The sequence below is a fragment of the Desulfitobacterium elongatum genome (assembly GCF_055378975.1).
The window spans coordinates 4,468,633-4,492,335 of the sequence record NZ_AP038772.1; the positions used below are offsets into that span (position 1 = coordinate 4,468,633).

Consider the following 23,703-nt stretch of genomic DNA (forward strand, 5'->3'; position numbering starts at 1 on the left):
ATGCGGCTTAACATCTTGCTTCAATACAGGAGGAGATACTGTGAACACATCCATTGGAGATATTATGGAAGTCTCTCTTCTTGCTGGAAAGATCATGTTACAAAGCGGTGGAGAGACCTATCGTGTCGAGGACACGATGAACCGGATTGCACGCTCCTGTGCCCTTTCCGAAGCTCACAGTTATGTAACTCCAACGGGGATTTTCCTCTCCATTCAAGGAGAAGAGCGCGACAAGGAGCAAACTAAGTTTTTACGGATTCATCAACGTCAAATTGACTTAAACAAAATCGTTCAGGTAAACGACATTTCTCGAAAAATAAGTTCCGGCCAACTTACTATCGAAAAGGCCTACCCTCTGCTCTTAGAGGTCGATAGGTCGAGGTCACTATACCCAGCTTGGCTACAGATCGTCTCTGCCGCCTTAGCAAGTGGCTTTTTTAGCCTAATGTTCGATGGTACCTGGAACGACTTTCTTCCCGCCTTGCTCACAGGGGGGCTCGGATTCTTCCTTTATCTCAGAGCGAATCGCTGGATTCAAGTCAAATTCTTTTCCGAAATCCTTGCTGCCTTCACAATCGGCTCAATGGCCTACCTCTTCTTTTATCTCGGGATGAAGATTCACATCGACAAAGTCATCATCGGCTCAGTTATGCCGCTCGTCCCAGGAGTTCTGATTACAAATGCCGTCCGTGATCTCATGGCAGGTGATTTAGTCTCCGGACTGGCCCGAGGGGCGGAGGCCTTTTTTACTGCCTTTGCTATCGGTGCAGGGGTAGCGGTTACCTTAGCACTACTCATGTGAAATTAACATGTAGCAATTCAATACAGTAAGCTAATTACTGCGGTGTAATGTATTAAAAGAACTTAAATAATGAATATATAGAAGGAGTACCTTATGAGTTGGACCGCGCTTTATTCAAGCTTTCTTTCCACCGTGGCTTTCGGAGTCCTCTTTAATGTTCCGCGCCGATCCTTGATAAGTGGTGGGCTAGTAGGCATGCTCGGTTGGATGATCTATGTCGCACTTACTGCAGAAATACAGATGAATTTAGTCACCGCAACTCTCATTTCCTCCTTTAGTGTAGCCACAATCAGTCAGTTCCTTGCCCGTCTACATAAGATGCCTGTCACTTTGTTTAGTATTTCTGGCATTATCCCTCTCGTACCTGGCGGACTAGCCTATGATACAATCCGTCATTTTATCGAGAATAATAATTCAGAAGGCTTCCGATTGGGCTCTATAACCTTACTTAGTGCCGGAGCCATCGCCTTTGGGCTGATTTTCGCTGGAGTAATCACCGAGACATTTAAGACGAAATCCTATAAGCGTGAATCTTGAAGTGAGAACTTGAACCCTATTTAGGACTTGATCTTTAGTAAGGACTTGAATCTATACTAAAAGATACAAAGGCCAAGCTTTCTCCAGCAGAGGAGGGTATGGCCCTTGTGCACCTAAATAAAGAATAAATACAGAGTAATAAAAATAAGGGTATGAATTCTATTACTAGGAATTCATACCCTTATTCATCTTTATTGACTTCTTTAGAAAAACAACCCTTACACTCTCGATCGAAATTCTCGCTTCGTCCGATTAAGAAGCTTTGCATCCGTCAAAATATCCCATCCCGTAAAAGCCAATACACGAAGAGCCAACAATAGTAGCCGCTCCCCCGCCTGAGAAAGGCAAGCATCTGCAAAATCACGTGTATGTGGAATATCTGTACCATGCCCCAGGGCTAAATACGGATGAATAGCCGGTATAACTCGACTCACATTTCCCATATCCACAGATCCCATGGCGTTTTGAGGAGGGGAAATGTGACGAACTCCTAACTCTTTCAAATTCTCAGCAAAGGCATCAGCTAACGCACGATTTGTCCACATCTCATCATAAGAATACTCAAACTTCCGCCAGGTCACTTGTGCGGAAACCATCGTGGCTGCCCCTTGAGCGCAGCGGATGACTTGCTCTCTCAGTTCATCGAGAACCTTACGTGTTCGTGCTCTCAAGTAGAAACGTGCGACCGCCCGTTCAGGAACGATATTGGGTGCCGTCCCACCCTCCGTGATAATTCCATTGATTCGAGCCTCCTGTGGAATTTGCTTTTTTAAGGCATTAATGCCATTGAAGAAATTAATCACTGCATCAAGTGCGTTGACTCCGTACTGAGCCGCTGCCACTGCATGAGCGGTTTTCCCTAAAAAAACAAATTCCAAGGCATCCAATGCCAACGTTGAAATTTCCGGGACATTCTGACTCCCTGGGTGAAACATCAAGGCGGCATCTACATCATCAAAAACCCCCTGCTCAACGAGTGCAACTTTAGCACCGCTTGTTTCCTCTGCAGGGCTTCCAATGACTAATATTTCTCCGGGTAACTCTAAACTTCTACTTAAGGTTATCGCCGCTCCTGCACTGGCTGCTCCAATGAGATTATGTCCACAGCCATGTCCTACTCCAGGCAAGGCATCATACTCTGCTAGAAAGGCAACCCGGGGGCCCGGTTTGTTCCCTTTAAACCGTGCGACAAAGGCCGTTTCTAATCCTGCAACTGAACGTTCAACCTCGAATCCATGACGACTTAAGAGCTGGGTCAAGACCTCGACCGCATAAAACTCTTGGTAGCCTAACTCTGGATGTTCTCCAATTTCACGAGCTGCATTCCAAGCTTCTTTCCATATTATGTGGGCTTGATCTTTAAAGAACATCTTACTAGCGTCCATCGAGCATCCCCATCTCTTTTTCTGCATTCTCTTCGACGACCTCTTGTGCATCTTTTCTTCAAGTACCCTAAATCCATTCTATCTCATCGAGGCAACACGAAAAAGCAGAAGCTACTTCTGCTCTCTCAAAATCAGCTTATCGCGCATACCTTCAAACAAAACCCAAACAAGCAGGATTCCCATAATGGAAAAGGCATACTGATGCCAGAGTAATTCAAGTCCGATTTTCAGATGGGTTAAAAGAACCCATTTCTCGACTAACCATTCCCATCCATTGGCGAAAACACCTAGAGCAGGCACGTTTATCATAAGCCATGAGGATGCTAGATTCAGGCCTTTCTGTAGCCATGGACCGGCAAACCACGTTAACAGGAAAAAACCCAAGCTGAACGCGGATAAGATGCCGAGAAAGACATAGCCCCATTTACGGCGCTGTGCAATTAAGATTTTTTCCTGGAAGTCGATTGGAGCGGATAAAATCTGATCCATGATTCCCTTGCGCATGGTCCCCAAGGATTCCTGAGCAATCGGCTTATCTTGGAATAATTGGGTCAGCATATCGTCCATTTCGTTCATGAATCTCCCTCCTTTCGATGATTTGGCGTAATTTTTCCTTCCCACGATGAAGGTGCGTTTTTACGGAGCTTACTGGAATATTTAATACCATGCTGATCTCTTCATAGTTTAAATCTTGCTGATAGCGAAGATAAAGAGCCTGCCGATAATGTTCTGGCAACTCTTCTAAAATCTCTTGAACGTTGATCGCCTGTTCTTTGGCTAGCCAAGTTTCTTCAGGCCCTGGCTTCAGATCCACAATCCCCTCATCAATCGTTAAGGGAACCTCTTTTCTTCTTTTTCGGATCAGATCAATCGCTTTATTTCGGGCAATCGCGTAAATCCAAGCACGGAAAGTATGTGCTGGAGAATAGCGCCAAAGATTGCGGTAGGCCGCCAAAAATGCTTCTTGGGCACAGTCAAACACTTCGTCTTCTGCGCCAAGAATCCCGCGCAGATAGTGAATTAAGGGTTCCTGATATCGTTGAACAAGCAAATCATACTGTTCATGCTTTCCCGAAAGAACCTGCTGAACAATTTCAGCATCTTCCATAATTTCGAGCCGCTCCTATCTACTCTCTTTTCTTCTCTCATCTTCTTTACGTTTCATATCTTAGAAAAGTTTCAGAAATACCTCTTAAAAAGGATAACTCTTGAGTAGATATAAAAAATTCACACTTAGCTCTATATCCATTTTAAGGGTTATGCAGGGATTTGGCAATTTTAAAAAATCCGCTGCCCAAAGGCTGAACCAATCAGCCCCACTGCCAACTCGGCTGTTTTATTATGCATATCCAAAATAGGGTTCACCTCAACCACATCCATACTTAAAAGACAGGTGCATTCTGCGACCATCTCCATCGCAAGATGGGCTTCACGATAGGTCATCCCTCCCTGTACCGGAGTTCCTACCCCTGGTGCTTCTGTCGGGTCGATCACATCAAGGTCAAAACTAATATGTACTCCATCCGTCCCCTGATTCGCGATTTCAATCCCACGCCGAACCACTTCTTCCATCCCGAGACGGTCGATATCGCTCATGGTAAACACCGTGATTTTAGATTTATGGATCATTTCTCGTTCTTCATCATCAAAATCCCTTGCCCCAATGATGACCGTATTCTCTTCTTTTATCTTTCGCTGCGTTCCACCAACTCCGGTTAATTCCTCAGCTCCAATCCCGTTCGCTACCGCCAAAGGCATCCCATGAATATTTCCACTTGAAGTTGTATCTAGGGAGTTATAGTCTCCATGGGTATCAAACCAGATGACCCCGAACTGCTTTCCACTCGCTGCGCAGCCTGCTAAGGAACCGATTCCTAAGCTGTGATCTCCACCAATAACTAAAGGAATTACCCCCTCGTTAATCGCTTGTGCCACAGCCTGATATAATTTTTTGTTCACTTCCACGATCTCTGGCAGATATTTCAACCGTTTGTCCTGAATTTCCCGTGTCTCTGCGATAGGGACATCGATATTGCCAGTATCCTCGACGTTCCAGCCTAATTTCTTCAAGCGTTCATGAAGTCCTGCATAACGAATTGCACTGGGTCCCATATCCACTCCTCTGCGATCTGCTCCCAAGTCAATCGGTACCCCAATGATTCGCACAGTTCGTTTACGCATTAGATAAACCCCTTTCGTTCGATTAATTTTACATGCTATTAGACACATTCTCTTGCCTATTACCCCCTCGGAACTCTACTTAACCTTCAATCCCCAAGGACTCAAGCAACAACTGCCAAGCTCCTTGACGATAGATATCACTTAAGGCTCCTAAGGAAGTAAGAATATTATCTCGGTCGATAAGTATTGGAAAACCCGTTTCTGGAAAAGACATCTGACTACAGTGCATTAGAGACTCTCTGATGACTTCCAGCCCACCTGGTAGAGTCGTTATAGCGCTTCCTGTACCAATCACCCAGCGAAGCTGGGTTAAATCCCGTGTAGTATGGGGAGCTATTGAATCGGGTGAACCCTGAGCGAAAAAGTGAAGGATTGCCTTTTGGAGGGCCTGAGTGGTATCCTCCATTTCAAAAGCAAGTTCTTCTGCTGTTTTCAAAGTAGGATTCCCTTGAGCTCTCTCTTCCTGACTCGCCTCAGAACTTCCTTCCACGAGTAGGGGGTTGTTCTTCTGAATTAGATACAGTTCTATAGAACCGTTATCACCATCCAAAATCAATACCTCTCCTACTTCCTCGAGAAATAGGGAGGAAAGATTTTTCACAGCCTCATTGGTTCTTACTATTTTGGCCTCGGACCACCGCTCGATTATACCCTCTTGGTGGGAAGACTTGCCGGTGAAGGGCATCCCCGGATTGGCTTTTCCCGCGTGATCCAAAGCCTTGATCACTCGTTGTAGTTCCTCTTGCTTTAGCGAACTCACAATATAGCACTCCAGGAATTCAGTGTCAGACTCTCCGATATCTTTTTCAAGAAGGGATAATCCTTCCTCTAAGCCTAGATTTGTTACCTCTTGCCCTAATAATAAAGGGCTTTCTGTATCTAAATCCCTAAAAGCAGTTAAGCTAAGCGCGGATTGTCCAATTTCAGCGACAAGGACTTTCTTCACTAACTTCCCCTCCTCTTCTCCATTTTTTCTTAGAAAGGGAATTTCTATACGGATTATGGATTCGCATCATAAAAAAGCAGCAAAGGGAACGAAAGTGTTCACTCTTACTGCTTCTTATTTATATTAATATATTTCTTCCTATTATTGCTTCTGTTATGGGTCTACTGCTTTTCACTTCTACTATTAGTGTCTGTTATCGCTTACTTGATCAGTTGATTGGAGATCTCCTCGATACCCATTCCTCGAGTGAGTTCAAAACTCCCCGCTCTAAACTTACTGGCCAGATTCCTTTGTTTGACGAGGGTTAGGAATTCTTCCTTCGAGGTAATCCAACTTTCCTTCAACAACAAATCAGCAATTTTCTCTGCACTCGCCCCAGCAGGAATAATGAAAGTATCCTTATCCCCTAAATCTGCTGATTTTTGATTGGTACTCGCTGGAGCTGAACTAGCAATCGTTGGTTTTCCTTCGGTGGATTTATCAGCAGCAGATTTTCCAGCCATAGGCTGCTCTTCCGCTGGAGTCACAGAATTCATGCTGTTTTTAGCGCTCCCTGACTGAGCCGCAACTTGGTTGTTGATCAGCCCTGAGGTTTCACCGAAATGAATGTTTCCAGGAGGAAGAAGCATGGCAATGAGTGCGCTGAGAATTAACCCTGACCCTAAACCCAATACGTAGGACCGAGATAATTTCATGCGCACCCCCCTTTCTGGGAGGTTCTCAACACCATATTAACTGCATCTCGACTAATTGCCAAATGTCCAGCAATTTCAGCGACAGACCATCCCTGATCATTAAGTTCTAGAACCCACCTGTATTTTTCAGGAAGGACTTGCGTCTTGTGAAAATTTCCTTGGGTCGTAGTTGATGTCAAAGTCGATTGAGATGTTGGTTGAGAAATTGGTTGCAACTGTGGCCTATGAGAAGTTTGGGAATAGTAAATACTCGAGTTACTAGAGTTGTTAGAGTTGTCCGAGTAACTCTGAGCCTGAGTCTGTAACGCCGAACGGATCTCAGCCTGGACGTTCTCATTTCTTAAAAGCCTTAATTCATGATCTCCCATCTCTGCTTCTGCTTCTCGGAGTCCCTTCTGAACTTGGCTTAACTCCCGTTTGACACCTGCAAGTCCCTTAAGAGCTGCGATAATTTCAGGGCTAGTCGTATTCGAATTTCCCATTCGCAATGCCCAGATGAGGAAAACCACCCCTAGGGCAAATAAGACAATTGGCAAAAGACTCATTGGCTTTTTCCCTCCTAAGCACTTTGCACTTTCTAGGCACAAAGAGAATTATTCGGGATTATGCCCACCATTTCCTTCTTTTTCGTCAAATCATGACTTCTTAATTTTATTCTGACACTCCTGCCCCGCACACCGAGGATCTCCTATTTCGTCCCAGGACTCTGCATCTTACTAAAATATTCTGAAAGCCCTTGATAAATTGCCACGGTCAGCTGTTGTTGGTAGTCAGACTCATTCAGATTTTGCTCCTCTGCTGGATTCGATAGGAATCCCACCTCAACCGTAACCGCTGCCTGATCTGCCTTTTTTAAGATAAAGAGCTCTTGATTCCCTTTGGCTACCCGTTTGAAGCCGGTAAGCTTATTCAGCTCAGCCTGGATGGTCTCAGCAAGGAGCTTTCCTTCCGGGGAATCCGCATGGTAAAAGACCTGTGGGCCAGTCAACTTATTATTAGGAGAACTATTGACGTGGATACTTAAGTAGACATTTGCCTGAAAATCCTTAGCCAGTTGAATTCTCTGCGCGAGATCCTCCCTTTTTCTCTTGGCCAGTCCCTGTGAAGATCCTAGATCTACATCCTCTTCACGCACCATAACGGGGTTTCCTCCAGCTTGTTGAATGAGTAGCTTCAGTCGCTTGGAGATATTCAACGTAATATCCTTTTCTAAGCTGGTCTTACCCACAGCACCGGGGTCCACTCCACCATGGCCAGCGTCAATCAGAACAACCTGATTTCCAATGCTCCAACTCCAGATCTTTTCGTCTTGTTTATGTAACCGCCAGGCTACTCCACTTACTAAGAGTGCCAAAACAATGGCCCCAACCCCTATCCGGGTCCATCTTCTTCTCTTCCGAAGCCAATCCCTTTTACGTCTCATGAATATCCTCCCTTCCCATTGCCCTGTAAAAACCATATGGGAAGAAAGCTTGGAATTATTCCATCTAAAACAAAAAAGAAAGCGATTGAAATAAAGCAGATGTTATTTGCACAAAATAGATACAAATATAGTAGAAAGCGGGTGTACTTATGGCTGAAGATATTCGAGAGCGTATGGTTTTAGGAACCTGGGGAACTTTTAGGGCTGGATGGTGGGTACTTCACGCTATTGGCATTCTTGTGGTAGGTTATATTGGGTATTGGATGGGAACTCGATAAAAGAAGTTAGAAGGCCGCCTACTGGCGGCCTCTTTTTTTACATTACGAGGTTTGACCTCATGACACACTTCATGGCACCCTGAGGTGACCGTGGAAACGAATCAAGGCTCTTTGAAGAATTTCTTAGACTCTGAAATAAAATTGCTTACCACCAAAAACGACGTCGAAATGGAAAGAATCCAAAAAACGGGAATCCGAAAAAAGGAAAACCGAAGAAGGGGAACCCATAACGTCGATCAAACAAAACACAGCCATCTACAGGAAAAAGTGACCATTAGTGTGACAATCTCAGCAGACAAGGCATATCATGTACTATCTTCAAGTAAAGGAGGAAATGCAAATGGCATTTGGTGGTGTTGACGGAGCTTGTGTCCCTCGTTTTCTACCAGGTATTGCGATCGTAGTGGTTATCATTCTCCTACTAATCGCTTTGGGTATCGTGTTCTAAATCTTGGCTAAAAAGTAATTCAGAAGGAGGTAATGTTATGTTCGGAATGTCTTATGGCATGGGCTATGGTGGCGCATGTTGTCCAACTGTTGCTCCTGTTGGCAGTACCGCCGGTGCAGCTATCATTGCAATTGCGATTTTAATACTAATCGCCTTAGCGGTTATTTTCTAAACGCCGGAAATTCTCACAGGTTACGACAGACTACTCCATCCTCTTTCAAAGCCGTATATGTTCCCTTTGAATAACGAAGGCGTCCCGATTGGGACGCTTTTTTTCTGCTTACGCACTTTAAAAACAAATAAATCCCCCAACCATGTACAGTTGAGGGATTCCTTGTTTCTTGATAAATTAACGTTTGCTGAATTGTGGAGCTTTACGAGCTTTCTTCAAGCCGTATTTACGACGCTCTTTCATACGTGGGTCACGGGTGAGGAACCCTGCACGCTTAAGAGCTGGGCGTAAGCTGATATCTGCTTTCAGAAGTGCGCGAGCAATCCCGAGGCGCAGAGCACCTGCTTGACCTGTTGTACCGCCACCATGAGCAAGTGCAATCACGTCATATTTACCGAGGGTATCTGTTACCCCAAACGGTTGTTGAACGATCATCTCAAGAGTTTTCTTGCCGAAGTACTCAGCAAGTCCTCTTTTATTAACGGTAACTTTTCCTTCTCCAGGAATTAAACGAACACGAGCTACCGCATTTTTACGGCGTCCTGTTCCTTGATATTGTAATTGTGCAGCCATGATTAATCTTCCTCCTTCCCGTCTTATTGAATGGTCCAAACTTCGGGTTGTTGAGCTTGATGCGGATGATTCTCGTTACGATACACTTTAAGTTTCGTATACATCTGCGCACCCAACTTGTTGTGAGGAAGCATTCCTTTAACGGCATGCTCAACAGCTCTTTCAGGCATGTTTTGCATAAGTCTTCTATAAGGAACTTCTTTCAAACCACCCGGATATCCGGAATGCCGGCGATACATTTTTTGATCCAATTTTTTACCAGTTAAAATAACTTTATCCGCGTTGATGACGATCACATGATCTCCAGCATCAACATTAGGTGTAAATGTAGGTTTATGTTTACCTCTAAGGATGCGAGCAGCTTCAGTAGCTAAACGACCCAGAGGGAGGCCTGCAGCGTCAATGACATACCATTTACGCTCCACCTCGTTCGCTTTCGCAAAGAACGTGGACATGATATTCCCTCCATATTTTACCGTATTCTTAGTCTACTCCGCTTCTGGGGGGCTCAATCACCTCGGCGGTTACACTGTATTATGGGGCTCAGGCATAAATAACAGCATAAAGACTCATATTGGTATTTTATTAAATGTGTCAGTAAATGTCAAGTCTTCTTTCTGCAAAGTGTTGTTGCTCTGCATAGAATAAAATTCTATCTTAATAAAAATCTGTTGACATCAACTTGTTCCATTGAGTACAATGTATATAAGTACTTGTCTCTACTCATTAGTACATGTATTTAAAACACAAGGTTATTTATTTTATAAGAAGATCTGATACCAACAGAACAGTTGTAACTTTTTACAAAAATGGGCCTGGTTCTTTGTAATTTTCTACAAAAGAACCAGGTCTTTTCGACTTCCTCACTAATATAGCTTCGTAGCTCTTGGTGGGTAATAAAACGTGGAAGGTCTTGTTAACCGTAAAGTGGGTAAAGGAGCAGTTAAGCGCAAAAGTTTATCCGTTGGGGAAGCATGGATTTCCCTCAGTTGCAAGGCTCCTGTAAGACATGCCTGAACACAATGGGGTGAACTCCCACTGTCAATCCGCTCATAACAAAGTTGGCATTTACCTGCTTTCAAAGTCTGCGGATTAATTTGGGGAGCATTAAAAGGACACGAAGATACACAGGATTTACAGGAGGTACATTTTTCAGGAGAATGAAGAACGATTCCATCCCGTCGTTTGGCATAGGCTCCAGAGGGACAGACTCGGAGGCACTCCGGGTTAGCGCAATGGTTACAAGCGGTGGATAGGAAGAATTGACTAACCTGCCCCGTAGAGTTTTCTTCCACTTGCCGTAGTTTACGCCAGGTTAGCGGGCGAGGTAAGTGATTATTGATGGCACAGGCTTTAATACAAGCACCACAACCGAGACACCGATTCACATCAAGGAAAAAACCTAGCTGTTTTTGCAAGAGTTCTCTCTCCCTCCCACCTTAAGTTACCACCTTTTTCAAGCTAACAAACGTTTCATTCAGTGCCATTCCGCGTGCCCCTGTCGCGTAGGATCCCATATCGGTCAGTGTCCCTGGATTCAAAAAATTCGGGTGCGGTGATTTCAGAGTACTATTATTCTCCTGATAGATGATAATAACTCCAGAAGGAATTCCGCTATCTACAGCAAGTATTACCGGAAGACTTCCGTTGCGATTCCAAAGTATTGCACTGTCCCCCTGCTTTAAAGAATAGGCCGAAGCCGTTTGTGCGGAGAGGTGAGCTTTGATAACGTCACTCCGTTCTGGTGAGTACGCTTGAGAGTTGATCCCCGATGCATGATGTGGCGTTAATAGGCGGAGCGGAGTTTCTAGGGGGGGAGCACAAGAAGCCTGGTACTCTGGGAGTGCAGGAAGGCCTTGCTTTCTCGCTGCCTCAGAGAGAAATTCATATTTCCCTGAAGGGGTTTTAAACTTACGCTCTCTCCAGGCAGTCGTTGGGAAATTAACCCTAAGTGGTCCTTTGAGAATTTCCTCGGGTGCATCTACTCCCAAGAGTTGTAGCATCTCGGGTCCAATCTCCTTAAGAACGCTCTCCTTCTCTGAGCCATCGATAGGGAAGGAGCAACACCCTGGTGAAAGCTGGTTAAGACGTTTTGAGAGATCCCAGGCTATTTGTAAATCTGAACGCGCTTCTCCCACGGGTGCTATCGCTGGTTCATTCACCCCGACATAATAATGCCAGTAGCTTGCATTAAGATCCCAATGTTCATAATGCGAAGTCACCGGAAGGAAAATATCTGCAGCTGTAGAAGAACGGGTGTGGAATAGATCACTGACGACAATAAAATCCAGTAAGTCGATTAATTTCATCCATTCCTTCAAATCGCCATCTTGCTGGAGTGGATTGCGCCCAGCCATCCACAACATTTTCACCGGAGGACGAGCAGCTAAAGCCTCTTTAGGAAATTGATTAATATTTATATTACGGTCCTGCTCATGACAGTGATCTGATAAGGGACCCGAAAAGCGCCAGGTCTCAAAATGCCCATACTGGACACCTCCACCGGGTTGCCCGATTTGGCCTGCTAATGCTGCCAAGGCATCGATCGCTCTGAGAGTTTGCCCCCCATTCGCATAACGCTGGAGCCCAAACCCAGCCCAGATACAGGTCGGTTGGGTTTGTCCATACTCCAAAGCGAGTTCAATCATTGTATTTATAGGCACTCCTGTTAATTCCGAACAATGCTCGAGGTATATTTCCCGCTTAAGATAGTCGATAAATTCTTCGTGTCCCAAAGTGTACTGACCTAATTCTGGATCAATTAGGTTGTGCTCCAAGAGAATTTTAGTTAGACCCAAGGCCAGCAAACCGTCCGTTCCAGGATTCACCTGAATGTATTGGTGACAACGAGCTGCTGTAGCAGAAAAATACGTGTCAAAGCAGACCACCTTAGCCCCTCTCTCCATCGCTTGAAAAAGTATCGGCATTTGATGAACTGCAGTCCACGCTGGATTAGCACCCCACACCCAAATCATTTTTGACTTTTCCATATCGAGAGGATCAGAGCAAAAGAAGGCACCAAAATCAAACGTTTGCGCATCAACTCCTGCTGACCAGCACGGAGATCCGACTGCTCTCGTCGTCGGTCCGAGGGCTGCCATAAAAGCCTCCAGCGCATTGTGTAGGATACCAAAATTACCAGAATACTTATTATGGGCTATCGGAAGAGTCGTCCCGTATTTCTGCTTGATCGATAGAATCTGTTCGCTGATGACCTGAAGGGCTTCGTCCCAAGAAATCCGTTCCCATTGACCCGAAAACCGTTTTCGTTGGCGCATGGGATACTTGATGCGTTGAGAGCTATATACTTTATTGATATCTTCCATAGCCTTAGGGCATAGCTTCCCACGGGTATATCCATGAGTAGGGTTACCCTCTATGGATACGAGATTTCCATTTCGTGTCGTGCTGATGATACTACAGGTGTCATAGCAATTACGGGGGCAAATATGGTGATGCAAGGCTTCCATGCTGATCCCCCCATCATAAAAGTTTTCTTCTTTAATATCTATTATATATCTTTTGTATTTCTATTATCTAAATCTCTGTTTTATCTAATTCTCATTCTATCTAAATTTCTGTCACAATCTAGTGATTCTTTTCGCTAACCTAATTAGATTTCCTCTTTTTCATCGCTCTTCCCTTCATTCTAAGGTCTGGGCAAGGGAGTCCTCCTATAATGCCCATTCTCATTTATTCCTAATGGACTGAGACAGAAGCGCCATCCCTCTCTCTAGCCGTGTCTATCTCCTTCTAGCCTCATTAAATAAGAAGAGCCCTGGAATTGCTTTTCGAAAACAATTCCAGGGCATAAATTAAGGAGGGACATGTTTAAAGAAAATCTTGGAACTATGAAGCTATCCTGCGGAAGGCTAGCTTACATACGTGCAGTGATTTGAATCCCAACAGCGCTAACATAGAAGAGCGCTCTTCCCAAAAGTTCACCGATCAGGCCACATGAGAATACTAGAAGGATGATATTGGGTTGGAGTTTGTCTTTCTTCAACACCATAGTGAATAAGAGAACCAAGGGGAGAATCCAACCGGCGAAAGCTCTCAACCAGAAAAGTGGGCTACTCATGAGGTACTGTGCTGTAGCTGCACCTTCTACACTCATGCCCAAGAGAGACATATACAAGATAAAGAGGAGGAAACTTACAAGCACACTTCCCAGTGCGAGGAATAGGAGTTGACGCATTTCACCTTCAGTAAGAACCTTTCTCCCTAACATAGCGATGGTCAACGCTCCGAGGATAACACTTGTAAAGAGGAAGAAGATGATAGGACCCATATTGTTCCAAGCAGGGACACGTGGCAAGGTGTAAATGAGCGCACTACTTATTATCCCTAGAAACCCAAGACCAGTAGTAAGTCCCAAAATACCCTTAAGTTTGCTCCCTGGCTTTGAAGATTGCAAGAAAAGATAAGCCCAAGCCATAAAGGTCAATACGAAGAGTAAAATCTCTCTACTTAACCATGACGTGCTTAAGTGAGTTAAAGCCCGGTAAGCTACAAAAGGATGTCCGAGATGGAAGACTGAGCTCAACATTGCTACAGCAAGTAGGATTCCCGCTGTAAGCACTGAGGTTTTTACCAGACTCTGATACGCAGCTGATGCTTGCGTATTCGTTTTCTCCCGCTTATGCTCTAGCCACCATAAACAGAAGATGATTCCTATAGCGGTTTGCCCTAAAACCGTAAAGAGTATCAAAGGCCATTCCCACTGTCCCATTATTGATCCCTCCTTATTTGTTTCCCTTGTTTCGGGCCAATAAAACGTATCGATGGGTGGGTTACCTCTGGACTTGGTAATCCAGGTAAGGTTTTAAGAATACCAGTCTTCAGATCGAGTTCAGCATTAATCTCCACGAGTTCCAACGCCCCAGGTATACAGGCTGCTACACACGCTGGTTTTTCCCCTCGATCGAGACGTTCATGACACAAACTGCATTTCTCTGCTTTCTTCTTGACCGTATTGAATTGAGGGCGGTTATAAGGACATGCCATCGTACAGAGTTTACAGCCGATACAGCGATTCTGATCATGAACTACAATTCCGTCTTCACGCTTCGTATACGCTTCCACAGGACACACCCTTAAGCACTCCGGTTTTTCACAATGATTACAGGCCATTGAGATAAACATCCGGGTTGGTAAGGAAAAATCCTTTTCGTTGAGCTGATAGACCTGACGCCAACGTGTCGATGCATCCGTTTGATACTCATTCTTACAGGCCATCTCACAACCCCTACAGCCAATACACTTTTCCGAGTTGTGCAAAAAACCTAATTGTTTACTCATCAGTTATTCCTCCTTAGGCCTTTTGAATCATGACGAAATTATCATGAAAGGCAATGCCAGCATTTCCGGTCGCTTGCTTACCCATGTCAGCGGGGATTGGCTTAACGGTATAGTTGAGATTAAATTTCGAGTCCTTATACCATGCTTCATAACTGACGATTACATCGGGAGAGGTTGTTTTCGTCAAATGAGCTTTAATCGTGACTTCTCCCAAGTCATTAGAGATCTTTACCTGATCCCCTTCTGAGATTCCGTATTTTGCAGCTAAGACGGGGTGAATCTCAACGATAGGCTCTGGGTTAGCAGCCATCATCCAGTCTAAGTTTTGGAATTGAGAATGTAGGCCATGCTGAGGATGAGGTGTCAAGAAACGAATCGGATACTTTTCAGGAGCTTTCATCTCTTCGACCCAGATAGGAATTGCGGGCAGACCATTCTTCGCGGCAAGCTCGCTATGAACCTCATATTTCTTTGAGGGAGTTCGGAATTTCCCATCTGCCCATGCAGCAGGTGACATTTTAGCTTTGCGTGGTCCCTGTAGTAGGTCTTTGTAACTAGAAATACCCAGAAATTCATTCAGAGCAGGGTTAAATTCCTTAGCGACCCATTCTTCGGGAGTTCCTGTCGTGGGATAAGTGCAGGAGCCTGCTTCAAGAGCATTCATTTTTTTAGAGAGCAGCATGGCGATTTCGACATCGCTTTTCGATTCGTACATCGGCTCGATGGCCCGCTCATTGATGCCAACCCATTGATGCCAGTAACTTGCCATGACATCCCAGTCCTCAAAATGTGTGGTCGCCGGCAATACGATATCCGACATCTGCACGGTCTTGGTAAAAAACGAATCGACAGTCACTACGTATTCCATCGTGGCAAACATTTTCTCTATCGCATTGGTATCGGGATCCTGGGAGCCTGGATTCCGGCAGGCTATCCAGAGCATTTTTATCGGGGGATCAGCCATCTTCATGACATCGTCGGCGAAGTTATTCATATTAACCGTTCGGTCGCCTTCTTTGCCATTTGCTCCGACAAAGCCTTTGGAGCCCTTAGGTGCAGGCATGACCATAGCATTGTAGTTAAAGCCCCATGTTTCTAGATGAGCATAGTTGACTCCTCCGCCAGACTTACCTACATTACCTGTCATTAGACCTAAAGCATCGATGATCCGCACATTTTGTCCACCATTGGTATGACGTTGCATTCCATAACCGACCCACATACTCGCAGGCTTTGCTGTGGCGTATTCATGAGCAAGCTCGATAATGATATCCTTGGGTACCCCTGTCTTTTCGGCAGCCCAATCGAGGGTGATATGGTTCTTTACATAGTCCGCCCATTCATCAAAACCGATACTGTTCGCTTTGACATACTCCCAATCCACCAAATTGTTATCGAGGATATAGCGGGCCATTCCAAGAGCAAGAGCTCCATCTGTACTGGTCTTAATCTGAATGTAAAGATCAGCTTTCGACGCCGTCGAAGTCAGTATGGGATCGATAACAACAAGTTTAGCTCCTCTTTCCCGCGCCTTATTAATGAAGGGAAGAGTATGCAGGCCAGTCCAAGCTGCATTTTGACCCCAGAGGATAATATACTTCGCATTTACCATATCCTCAGGGTCATTGTTGACAATCGTTCCAAAATCGTAGGTCTGTGAATCAATTCCTGCCGGCCAACAGGGAGTACCTAAGGCTCTCGTAGTATAGCCAATACTGGACATCGTTCCTTCGACTCCATAGTGGGTAATTCCGAAGTTTCCGGAATACTTATCTAAGCAAATAGGGAGAGTGGAGCCATAACGCTTTTTAATGTCGAGAATTTGCTTGGCAATCGTATCCATAGCTTCATCCCAACTGATTCTCGTCCAATTTCCTGAGCCACGGGGAGTTTGCTTCATAGGGTACTTAATGCGATCCGGGCTATACACTCTTCTCGTGTAGGTATAACCCTTGAGACAGAGCTTCCCTTGAGTAAAGGTACTCTTGGGATCTCCCTCTACCTTTTTAAGCACACCGTCTTGAACATAAGAGATCTGGGCACAGGTATCATAGCAGTTCCGAGGACAAACGTTACGAAACGTCTTGACTCCTCCTGCTTCTGAGCTAGCTGCGATGACGGAATCGGATTTAGCAAGCATATTGAAGCCGAATAAACCGGCCCCTGCGGTGGCTGCAGCCGTGCCACCGATGAATTGACGACGGGTAATTTTCATGATAGCCCTCCTTCTCCTTGTCGAATTGGGGTAACCGTTTGGATTAAAATTTCTCCAAAGACTCTAAAGACTTGTGATCTCGCGAAAAAGGATAATTTCTGAACAAACGCTGGCAACCATAGCCCAAGATGCTCATCCCAAAAGGTATTGTATTTCTGGAGATACTCCAAGGCTTCTGCGGCATTATCTTTTTGATAAAGCTCATGAGCACAGGCTAGTAGATACGCGGCGAATTCCAGCTCCGTAGCAATAAAGTCATCAGGTTCATTGCTAGGGCTCGATAGGCTTAGCTTTTCTTCTCTATACCACTTACGAACATCCAGAGTCGAGTCTTGCATAACCAAGCGATCTTCTGAACGATAAACGGATTCATAAGGAGGTACCTGTGGAGATGCGGGGCCTACAAACAATCGATTGAACTCGTAGGTTAACTCGTCTTTCATCTCTGAAGCAATACTCTCGGATAACTGATTGAGGAGCAAATCACTGCCTGGTTCCCTCACTTTACCCACCCAAAGCGAATAAGCTTGAGCTAACGAAGTCAACGTCTGTTTGAGATTCTCCCCACCTGTTGCAAACATCCGACTGAGTGCAAGCTGTGTTGCGATGCGGGCTTCCAGTTCGCCTGTATCGGGTGTATACATAAGCTCCTTCACTTGAATTCTCCTTTCTACTTGATTCGTGAAACATTTCTTATTTCTGATTACACTCTACTTGTTTTCTTTTATAATTCTTCATGAAAAATCGTTCTTTCCTTTGTAGAAAAACACAAAACCCTTGCAACGCTTACGGTGCAAGGGTTTTAAACTATTTAAATTCTCTAATTTTTTTAAAACATACGTTTATTCAGCTCGTTCATCCTCAGATGGCTAGGTGCCGCAGCATGAGGATGAAAGGACTAATCGTGCCACAAAGCCTTGAGCCGGCCGATTTTGAGGGCAATATACAGGTTCATTCTATTTTCTAAACTCGCTAGGTCGCGGTCTAACACTTCCGCTACTTTTTTCAAACGGTAACGCAAGGTATTTGGATGAAGAAAGAGTCTATCACCTGCTAGATTTAAGTCTCCATCAGCGGAAAGATAGGCGAGCAAGGTCTCCTCTAAATGCAGGCTATTTTCTTGATCATATTTGAGCAAAGGCCCTAGGACCTCCGTGCGAAAATCCTCGAGTTCCTGTTGTTCTAACTTGAGCAAAAGCCTCATCACCCCCAGGTCCTGGAACGATACCACCCTTTCTTTGAGATGGAATAGTTGCCCCAGTTCTAAAGCAGATTTAGCTTCTTGAAAACTTCGATGGATATAGCGTGTCGAGGCATAGAGATTACCCACTCCGAAAATGATTTGCCGATCCTCAGGTAAGTTCGTCGGAAGATTAAGAAGAGGATGAAGAACTTGCTTTGCAGTGGAGTACCATTGACTGAGTGGAAGCATCGCTTCTAAAGGGAAAAGCAAAACAATTTGGTAGTTGCGTTCTAAGAAGATCATGCGAGGTTGATTGCGTAATACCAACGACACATTGTCTATTAGCTCCTGAAAAAGCACTTGGTCTGAAGAGTCCGGGTCAAAACCTGAGATTTCACCCACGATGACAAGATGTGGTTTTGTCAGATCAATGCCCCAAAGCTTCCCACGGGATTGAACGACTTCGAGAGAGTCGAAATTGTTATACAAGAGGTCAAAGAGAAAATCACGATAATGTTGGCGTTCAGTGTCCTCTATGGATTGAGCTTTGGCGAGCTCAAGATAAAGCAAGATAGCCGTCTTATGGAGAAATAACCGTCCAACCTGATTAAGACCTTCTGGTTTCACTGCCAAACCGATATATCCTAGCACACCTTGTTGTCCAGCAAGGGGATACCAACTGAGGGGAAGGTCCTTATAGTCCGAATCATTCCAATTCCCTGAGCTCAAAGGGGTTTGTGGTGATAACTCTAAAGACTTAAAATTTGACAGTTTCGGAGTGACAAAAGAAACAGGGTTAAAAGGGAGTATGTCACCCCCTTCCCAGGTAACTACCTTGAGCTGTTTGTTCAAAAGGAAAATATCCACTTCCAGAAAGTTCTTCAGCTCACGCAGGATAGAAAACCCATAGCCCTGGATGAGAAGTTCTGTCAGACGTTGCTGGAAGCGTTCTGTCGTCCCTAGGATGCGTCCTTGCTCCCGCTCAATCCAGCCCAGCACTTGCTCACAGAAAATGGGCCACGAGGTCGGGAGGGATAAGAGAAAGCTAAGTTCTTCTCGATTCTTTCCAGTAATACTGAAGCGTAGAAGGTTGCCCTGAGGCTCGAAGCTTAAGTGCTCACCTATAAAAGGCAATGAAACCAGATCTCCTTGAAGGTTAATCGACTGAATTGGCAAGGAGAGTATCTCTTCTTCAAAGAGCTGATGAACACTTATCCTATCGATCTTTAAGACTTCGAATAACCGCCGAATAGTGACAGGTTGGGGTAGAGTAAAATCCAAGGTGCTCACCTCCCTGTTATGGATACTTGAACTCAAAGGTTTTAAAGGATTAAAGGAAATTCGGGAAAATATCCGTAGGCATTTCGTCACCATAGTGGACATAACTGAGCGTAAGCCCAAGCGCTAGTGCAGTAGGTCCCCCTAATCTTCGGTTCTGGCTCAACAGAATATCCGGAATCTCCTCCGGCTTAATCCTACCTTTTCCCACAAAAACAAGAGTGCCGACAAGAATTCGCACCATATTGTAAAGAAAACCATCTCCGATGCAGGTGACTCGAAGAAGTCCATCTTCCTGCTCCAAGCGGCAGATGTAAAGCGTCCGCTCAAAGGTCTTACTTGTTCCTCCTGCTGATGAAAAGGCCTTAAAGTTATGCCGCCCTTCAAGATAGGTTGCAGCTTCCTGCATCCGCTGAAGATTAAGAGGAACCGGTTCATGCAGAGCATAGAGTCGGGAAAAAACATCCGGAATGGAGCGATTATCAATCCAATAATCATAACGCTTCCAGCGTGCGGAGAAACGGGCATGAAAATCCTCTGGAGCGGTTTGTGCCTCTAAGATTCGAATATCGCGCGGAAGCAAACTATTAAAGGCTTTCGGAATTTTATGATCCGGAATACGTACCGATGTCGAATAATTGACCACTTGCCCAGCAGCATGGACCCCTGTATCTGTCCGCCCTGCAGTATTGAGTGTTACCTCTTCCTCGACAAGCTTTTTCCACACCGTTTCAAGTGTCCCCTGGATCGTGGGCCCATGGAACTCCGGTTGACGCTGAAACCCATGGTAGTGCGTCCCATCGTAAGCGAGTTTTAAGCGTATGTTTCTTATCGGTCTATCGATTGGCTTATCCATCGGCTTATCATTAGGCTCATTAAGCTCATTTAAGTTTTCATTTTGAATAATTAAATTTTCTTTTAAGCTCTCTTTTAAGCTCTTATCTATGTTCTCATCTATCTCATGTATGCTCTCATTCATTTGTTCGTCCATCTTATCCCTCATTTACTACCTACTTGTTTATTCTCTATGACCAGGTTCTGAGCTCCCAACTACTTGTAAGAGGAAGTTCAACTTCTCTGCTTCTTTAACGTACTTTTCTTATGCTGTGACTTTCTATTGTGTACACTTTCGATTTACATCCCTAGGATAGCTTGACCATCTCTTCCTCATCTTAGAACGACTGTGCACAAGCGTCAACCCAATGCTTACCCATTAGTTAGCGATTACTTACCCAATACTTGAGCCGATACTTACCATCACTTACATCACTTACACTCTGACTTTTATCCAATAGTTCTTGCTTAATAGATTTTATTTTCTTTAACCCAATATCGCCAAATTAGCACATCTTGCACGTCAAGATACCACAAATAATATCATAATATTCTACATCTATCACAACAATCGCTAAGCTTTTCATAATATATATAAACAGTATTAAAGGGGGGACTTCATTGGTTACTCCATTAGACCCTATGTCGATACCCAAGTATGTAAACACCTTAGTAAAACCACCCGTCTATGAACCGACCGTTGTAAAAAAACACGGATTAGTCAAAAGCCATGATTACACGGTTACAGTCAGTCAATTCACTCAGCAACTTCTCCCCCCTGGGTTCCCTGAGACGACCGTCTACGGATATGGTGGTAAAGTTAGGGATCCCGAGACAGGGGAAATCATCCCGGACTTTCGAAATTATCCGGGGGCAACTTTCGAAGCCAAAAGAAAAATCCCCATTAACGTACAGTGGCGCAACACGATTACAGAACCTTATTCCCTTCCCGTGGATCCGACCCTTCATTGGGCTGATCCCCATCATCATCATATGCCTATGCCACCCTTTCCACCTTTCCCTCCGGGCTTCCCCTTTGCTCAGCATCATGTTCCTATTGTCCCCCATCTCCACGGGGGTGAAACAGAGTCTGCCTCAGATGGACATCCTGAAGCATGGTTTACTGCCGGGGAAGCAATGGTAGGCCCAACCTTTGAAAAATCGCTTTATCACTATACCAATAACCAAGAACCCACAACTCTATGGTATCATGACCATGCCCTCGGTCTGACTCGCCTGAATGTCCTCATGGGGCTTGCAGGTTTCTATCTATTAAGAGACCCTCGTAACGCTCTCGATAGGCCAAATTCCGTTCTTCCCCAAGGCAAATTCGAAATACCCCTCGCCATTCAGGATCGATCCTTTAACACAGACGGCTCCTTCGCCTACCCAAGTGATGGTGTAAATCCTGAGGTGCATCCTTATTGGGTGCCTGAATTCTTTGGCGATACGATCCTCGTAAACGGCAAGGTCTGGCCAAATCTGGATGTCGAACCTAGACAGTATCGCTTCAGAGTGCTCAATGGTTCCAATGCCAGATTTTATAACCTAATGTTCTCAAATCAAATGCCATTTACGCAAATCGGTAGTGACGGTGGCTATCTTCCAAAACCAGTCACGCTCACGTCCTTGCTCTTAGCTCCAGGTGAAAGAGCAGATATCCTTGTCGACTTCTCGACACTATTACCTGGCACACAGCTCATACTGGAAAACTCGGCCAATGCCCCATTTCCTGATGGGGATCCAGTAGATCCTCTTACGACAGGCCAGATTATGCAATTCACGGTTCTAGATAAACCTGCGGTTACTCCTAAAAAACTACCACCCGTTCTCAATTTTATCACTCCATTGATTAGAACTTCCAGAAAAAGAACCCTGGTCTTATTTGAAGTCCAGGGACCTAATGGTCCCTTAGAAGTGTTACTAGATGGGCAAAAGTGGAGCAGCCCCATCTCTGAACTCCCCTTAGTTAGCGCGATAGAGGATTGGGAACTCGTCAATCTGACGATGGATGCTCACCCTATTCATTTGCATCTGGTTCAGTTTAGGCCAGTAAGCCGCCAAGCCTTCTCGGCGAATGAATATATGCAGGATTGGGTCGCTCTAAACGGTATGCCCCCCCTAGACCACCCAACCAAGGTTTTGCGAGTTAAACCCTATCTACTCGGTGGACCCGTTTTACCTCCTCCTAACGAAGCGGGTTGGAAGGATACCATCATAGCTAATCCAGGTGAAGTAACAACGATTAGAGCTCGTTTCGCTCCACAGAATGCTCCTATATTTACCTTCCCGGGTCTTAACCTTTATCCGTTTAACCCAGCAGAAGGGCCAGGCTACGTGTGGCACTGCCATATTCTCGAACATGAAGATAACGAGATGATGCGGCCGTATAAAGTCAGAAATCCCTTGGGTAGATGATTGTCTTCCCACCATGCATTTCACAACTAGGCCCAGATAGCTTCCCCAAATAGACTGGAGGAACCTCTTTCTACCTTATAGACTAGAGGTTCCCTTTTTATATACCAGATTAGTTCCTCTTATAGCTAAGAGGCAAACTAGAAAAAATAAAGCAGTCCCCACCCTTAGAATAAGGACCACATCTGAATTTGATGATTGAACCACTGAGCCAGTGAAAATGGCGCTTTCGTCATTAAGGCTCTATCTACATCAAGCTCTGCCATATTGGGTTTAATTCTTGGGTCATATAATAGCTGAACCACTTTTTCATCCCGTACGGTGTAGTTTTGAGTCCCCCATCCTTGGTAAAACAGGCTCTCCGAGTCCTCCCAGGAATCATTCAATAACCCTAAGGATTGGGTCACTTCTTCCCGGATCAGATGGGCCCGTTCTCTCGAATTCGTTCGATCTGTTGCAATTAAGATGATCGCTCGATTAATCTCTCCGAAACTATTCCACCAAATAACTCCTAACCCCCAATTATTCTTCAGAACGCTTTCTTCCACGTAGCCTTTTGTCAGAAATTCAGAGTGTGGAATAAAGTATATCTCCATGTTAGCAGCTTCATCTTTTTTAGCATGTCTCAAATGTAGATTCTCGCTCAATGCATTTAAGTTATCCATCGTGCTCTCTAAAGCTTCTAAGTCCTCCGTCGTAGGTGTACCAATCACCTTAATTTTCAGTTCTTCTACCCATTTATGTATCTGATGCATTCCTGAACCATATTCCACTTGAAGCGCAATCTCTTTGAAGTAGGCAACTTCTTCTTTGGTGTATTCTATCCGCTCTTTACTAACTTCTAGATATACTCCTCCGACTGCAAACAAGAAGGTAAAAGCTAAAGTAAGGATTGATATTCTGCGCCATTTCTTAGATAGAATAGTCATCCTACCCCGCCTCCTCCGCTTGTTACAGCATATTCACCCTTTCTTCTGATGTCACAATCCTCCAAGATTCTGCCTAGCCCTGATCCCAATTTACATTTACTTTGATCT

24 protein-coding genes are annotated in these 23,703 nt (G+C 44.8%); 5 read left to right on the forward strand and 19 right to left on the reverse strand.

Annotation, left to right across the window (positions count from 1 at the left end):
* Nucleotides 1–40: 40 nt before the first annotated feature.
* Together ACZ42W_RS20995 and ACZ42W_RS21000 are read left to right on the forward strand one after the other, a co-directional pair.
* Nucleotides 41–802: a threonine/serine exporter family protein gene (locus ACZ42W_RS20995; RefSeq protein WP_464167205.1), complete on the forward strand. Its 762-nt coding sequence runs from the start codon at nt 41–43 to the stop codon at nt 800–802.
* 93 nt (nt 803–895) lie between these two features.
* Nucleotides 896–1,339: a threonine/serine exporter family protein gene (locus ACZ42W_RS21000; RefSeq protein ID WP_464167206.1), complete on the forward strand. Its 444-nt coding sequence runs from the start codon at nt 896–898 to the stop codon at nt 1,337–1,339.
* A 218-nt stretch (nt 1,340–1,557) separates the two neighbouring features.
* On the opposite strand, the gene ACZ42W_RS21005 is transcribed toward ACZ42W_RS21000, so the two are convergent.
* The 8 genes from ACZ42W_RS21005 to ACZ42W_RS21040 form a co-directional block, all read right to left on the reverse strand.
* Nucleotides 1,558–2,724, reverse strand: coding sequence for a M20 family metallopeptidase (locus ACZ42W_RS21005; protein WP_464171123.1), 1,167 nt, complete (start codon nt 2,722–2,724; stop codon nt 1,558–1,560).
* Between the two features lie 111 nt (nt 2,725–2,835).
* Nucleotides 2,836–3,300 (reverse strand): hypothetical protein, encoded by a 465-nt coding sequence (locus ACZ42W_RS21010; protein ID WP_464167207.1) that lies wholly within the window; start codon nt 3,298–3,300, stop codon nt 2,836–2,838.
* Entirely contained in the window at nt 3,257–3,832 is a 576-nt protein-coding gene (locus ACZ42W_RS21015) for an RNA polymerase sigma factor (protein WP_464167208.1), read from the reverse strand. Before ACZ42W_RS21015 ends, ACZ42W_RS21010 begins: the two co-directional genes overlap by 44 nt.
* A 170-nt stretch (nt 3,833–4,002) precedes the next feature.
* Nucleotides 4,003–4,905 (reverse strand): arginase, encoded by a 903-nt coding sequence (rocF, locus tag ACZ42W_RS21020; RefSeq protein ID WP_464167209.1) that lies wholly within the window; start codon nt 4,903–4,905, stop codon nt 4,003–4,005.
* 79 nt (nt 4,906–4,984) lie between these two features.
* Nucleotides 4,985–5,851 (reverse strand): glutamate mutase L, encoded by an 867-nt coding sequence (locus ACZ42W_RS21025; protein ID WP_464167210.1) that lies wholly within the window; start codon nt 5,849–5,851, stop codon nt 4,985–4,987.
* 200 nt (nt 5,852–6,051) lie between these two features.
* Complete coding sequence (locus tag ACZ42W_RS21030) at nt 6,052–6,546, reverse strand: ABC transporter substrate-binding protein (protein ID WP_464167211.1); 495 nt, start codon at nt 6,544–6,546, stop codon at nt 6,052–6,054.
* The gene (locus tag ACZ42W_RS21035) at nt 6,543–7,091 is read right to left on the reverse strand and encodes a sigma-70 family RNA polymerase sigma factor (RefSeq protein ID WP_464167212.1); all 549 of its coding nucleotides are present in this window, start codon (nt 7,089–7,091) and stop codon (nt 6,543–6,545) included. The genes ACZ42W_RS21030 and ACZ42W_RS21035 overlap by 4 nt, the downstream gene beginning before the upstream one ends.
* Before the next feature lie 143 nt (nt 7,092–7,234).
* Nucleotides 7,235–7,969 carry an N-acetylmuramoyl-L-alanine amidase gene (locus ACZ42W_RS21040; RefSeq protein WP_464167213.1) on the reverse strand — a complete coding sequence of 245 codons (735 nt, stop codon included), beginning with the start codon at nt 7,967–7,969 and terminating at the stop codon, nt 7,235–7,237.
* A gap of 149 nt (nt 7,970–8,118) precedes the next feature.
* Between ACZ42W_RS21040 and ACZ42W_RS21045 the strand changes: the two genes are divergently transcribed.
* Together ACZ42W_RS21045 and ACZ42W_RS21050 are read left to right on the forward strand one after the other, a co-directional pair.
* On the forward strand, nt 8,119–8,247 hold the full coding sequence (locus tag ACZ42W_RS21045) for a hypothetical protein (protein ID WP_464167214.1): 129 nt from the start codon (nt 8,119–8,121) through the stop codon (nt 8,245–8,247).
* Nucleotides 8,248–8,732: 485 nt separating this feature from the next.
* Nucleotides 8,733–8,867, forward strand: coding sequence for a hypothetical protein (locus ACZ42W_RS21050; protein ID WP_464167215.1), 135 nt, complete (start codon nt 8,733–8,735; stop codon nt 8,865–8,867).
* A 177-nt stretch (nt 8,868–9,044) separates the two neighbouring features.
* Here ACZ42W_RS21050 and rpsI read toward each other — a convergent pair whose 3' ends face one another.
* From rpsI to truA, 10 genes are all read right to left on the reverse strand, one after another.
* Nucleotides 9,045–9,440 carry a 30S ribosomal protein S9 gene (gene rpsI, locus ACZ42W_RS21055; RefSeq protein ID WP_464167216.1) on the reverse strand — a complete coding sequence of 132 codons (396 nt, stop codon included), beginning with the start codon at nt 9,438–9,440 and terminating at the stop codon, nt 9,045–9,047.
* Between the two features lie 23 nt (nt 9,441–9,463).
* Entirely contained in the window at nt 9,464–9,895 is a 432-nt protein-coding gene (rplM, locus tag ACZ42W_RS21060) for a 50S ribosomal protein L13 (RefSeq protein WP_464167217.1), read from the reverse strand.
* 411 nt (nt 9,896–10,306) lie between these two features.
* Nucleotides 10,307–10,858 (reverse strand): 4Fe-4S dicluster domain-containing protein, encoded by a 552-nt coding sequence (locus ACZ42W_RS21065; RefSeq protein WP_464167218.1) that lies wholly within the window; start codon nt 10,856–10,858, stop codon nt 10,307–10,309.
* Nucleotides 10,859–10,879: 21 nt separating this feature from the next.
* A complete protein-coding gene (locus ACZ42W_RS21070) occupies nt 10,880–12,910 on the reverse strand; it encodes a molybdopterin-dependent oxidoreductase (protein ID WP_464167219.1) in 2,031 nt (676 codons plus the stop codon).
* A gap of 407 nt (nt 12,911–13,317) precedes the next feature.
* Nucleotides 13,318–14,172: a dimethyl sulfoxide reductase anchor subunit family protein gene (locus ACZ42W_RS21075; protein ID WP_464167220.1), complete on the reverse strand. Its 855-nt coding sequence runs from the start codon at nt 14,170–14,172 to the stop codon at nt 13,318–13,320.
* Nucleotides 14,172–14,741, reverse strand: a complete 570-nt coding sequence (locus tag ACZ42W_RS21080; protein WP_464167221.1) for a 4Fe-4S dicluster domain-containing protein — start codon at nt 14,739–14,741, stop codon at nt 14,172–14,174. The genes ACZ42W_RS21075 and ACZ42W_RS21080 overlap by 1 nt, the downstream gene beginning before the upstream one ends.
* A gap of 13 nt (nt 14,742–14,754) precedes the next feature.
* The gene (locus ACZ42W_RS21085) at nt 14,755–16,956 is read right to left on the reverse strand and encodes a molybdopterin-dependent oxidoreductase (RefSeq protein ID WP_464167222.1); all 2,202 of its coding nucleotides are present in this window, start codon (nt 16,954–16,956) and stop codon (nt 14,755–14,757) included.
* A complete protein-coding gene (locus ACZ42W_RS21090; protein ID WP_464167223.1) occupies nt 16,953–17,612 on the reverse strand; it encodes a TorD/DmsD family molecular chaperone in 660 nt (219 codons plus the stop codon). The genes ACZ42W_RS21085 and ACZ42W_RS21090 overlap by 4 nt, the downstream gene beginning before the upstream one ends.
* A gap of 242 nt (nt 17,613–17,854) precedes the next feature.
* On the reverse strand, nt 17,855–19,429 hold the full coding sequence (locus ACZ42W_RS21095; protein ID WP_464167224.1) for a PucR family transcriptional regulator: 1,575 nt from the start codon (nt 19,427–19,429) through the stop codon (nt 17,855–17,857).
* A gap of 40 nt (nt 19,430–19,469) precedes the next feature.
* Entirely contained in the window at nt 19,470–20,273 is an 804-nt protein-coding gene (gene truA / locus ACZ42W_RS21100; protein WP_464171125.1) for a tRNA pseudouridine(38-40) synthase TruA, read from the reverse strand.
* Nucleotides 20,274–20,872: 599 nt separating this feature from the next.
* On the opposite strand from truA, the gene ACZ42W_RS21105 reads away from it, so the two are divergent.
* A complete protein-coding gene (locus ACZ42W_RS21105; protein WP_464167225.1) occupies nt 20,873–22,669 on the forward strand; it encodes a multicopper oxidase family protein in 1,797 nt (598 codons plus the stop codon).
* A 164-nt stretch (nt 22,670–22,833) separates the two neighbouring features.
* On the opposite strand, the gene ACZ42W_RS21110 is transcribed toward ACZ42W_RS21105, so the two are convergent.
* Nucleotides 22,834–23,595, reverse strand: a complete 762-nt coding sequence (locus ACZ42W_RS21110; protein ID WP_464167226.1) for a DUF2927 domain-containing protein — start codon at nt 23,593–23,595, stop codon at nt 22,834–22,836.
* Between the last annotated feature and the right edge of the window lie 108 nt (nt 23,596–23,703).